The following is a 1,782-nucleotide window of genomic DNA, read 5'->3' as shown; positions in this document are numbered from 1 at the left end:
AGCCAACACATCTCCAGCGCTCCCCCTACTGCACCATACGCGCCGCATACGCCCTGCGCCGCGAGCCGCGGGCAAAGCACACGAACAGCGCCGCCATCGCCGCCAGCGCCATCGGCAGACCATGCGGCGCCACGCCCATGGCCGCGCGCTGACCAGCGGTCCGACCAGGCTGCCCACGCCCCACAACAGGCCGACGCCTGGCATTGGCCGTGACCAGGTCCTGGCCCTTGAACTGCTGCCCGATCAGCACCAGCGCCAGCGCATACACCCCGCCCGCCACCGCGCCCAGCACCACCAGCGCCGGCCACAACAGCCACTGCACCTGGATCAGCCACGGCAGCGCCAGGCCGATCAGCATCGCCACCACGCCGCACACCAGGTGCAGGGTGGTGCGCTCGCAGCGGTCGGCCAGCCAGCCCAGCGGCAACTGGAACAGCATGTCGCCGGTAAGAATCACCGTGACCATCAATGCGGCCACGCCCACGGCGTAGGCATGGTTGGTCGCGTAGACGGGGAACAGCGAAAGCACCACTGCATCGAAGAACGAGAAGAACAGCACGCCCATGCACAGGGCCGGAGCCACGCGCAGGAAGCCGCCCAGCGAAAAACTCTTGTCGCCCTCTTCGCCATGCTCGACGTAGTCGTTGGGCACCGTCCACACGATCGACACCAGCGCCAGCGCATAGCACAGGCTGACCAGGATGATCACCCACGGGCTGTGCGCGCCGAATACCGCCAGCAGGGTCGGGCCGAGCATCTGGCAACCGGTGAACGCGGTGGCGTACAGCGCCATGACCTTGCCACGGTTGTGCTCTTCGCTCAGTTCGTTGACCCAGGACTCGCCGAGGATGATCGCGATGCCCATGCCCACGCCCATGCCCAGGCGCAGCAGGCCCAGCAGCCAGGTGGCCTCGAACGCCCAGTCGATCAGACCGACGCTCAGCGCACACAGGCCAAAACTCAGCAGGTAGATGGTGCGCCGGGTGAGGTGGCGGCAGCAGGCGTCCACCAGGAACGCCGACAGCATCATCCCGGCGGCGGGGGCGGCCGACAGGACGCCGATGTGCAAGGTGCTGGCGCCGGCATCGAGCAGGCGCAGGGATACCAGTGGCAGGGTCGCGCCCAGGCTCAACCCGACAATCGAAACGGCGAACAGAAGGCCCGCCAGCAAACGCGTGTTCATCTACAACTCCAAACCCGCCTGCGCGCGAACGCGCGCAGGCATCACCATGACTGTGCTGTGAAAACGGCTGTCAGTTCAGGCGCGGGGTGGCGAAAAGGTGAAGGCGAACAGCACGCTGCGCCGACGCTTGAGTACCGTGTCGCACGGCCAGTCGCACAGCACGGCCTGGACAACCGGCGGCTTTGCTGCGCGAGGACGGGAGAAACGGTTCATGGGGCGGCTACAGGAGAAAGGAGCCTGGCACTCTAGGTGAAGGCCGGGCCAGGCGTCAATTGCGCCGTGCTAACCTCGCACCACCATGGACGAGGGTTTGCGCATGTCCGAGCATCACCAGTTCATTTCCCCCCCGCTACCGGCATGTTCACGGTGACGCCATCGTCACCGCTAGGGCCGCGCGCGTATCAGCGCTTGCGCGTGGACGGCAGCAGAATCGCCAGCAGGCCGAACAGCGGCAGGAACGAGCACAGCGTGTAGACGTACTCGATGCCGTGGATATCCGCCAGGTAGCCCAGCAGCGCCGCACCAATGCCACCAAAGCCGAACATCAGGCCGAAGAAGATCCCCGCGATCATGCCCACGTGCCCGGCACCAGTTCCTGG

At 66.4% G+C, this 1,782-nt stretch carries 1 protein-coding gene and 2 pseudogenes; all 3 read right to left on the bottom strand.

All coding sequences use genetic code 11. From position 1 onward, the window contains the following. Positions 1 to 25 precede the first annotated feature (25 nt). A pseudogene (locus tag G3436_RS21995) lies at positions 26 to 1,183 on the bottom strand (MFS transporter). Between the two features lie 75 nt (positions 1,184 to 1,258). Next, entirely contained in the window at positions 1,259 to 1,396 is a 138-nt protein-coding gene (locus G3436_RS27055; protein ID WP_178116559.1) for a hypothetical protein, read from the bottom strand. A gap of 188 nt (positions 1,397 to 1,584) precedes the next feature. Further along, a pseudogene (locus tag G3436_RS21990) lies at positions 1,585 to 1,782 on the bottom strand (MFS transporter); the annotation flags it as partial.

It is taken from the genome of Pseudomonas brassicae (assembly GCF_010671725.1).
Lineage (GTDB): Bacteria > Pseudomonadota > Gammaproteobacteria > Pseudomonadales > Pseudomonadaceae > Aquipseudomonas > Aquipseudomonas brassicae.
Note: the sequence above shows the minus strand (reverse complement) of the source record. Positions and strands in the feature narration are given on the sequence as shown.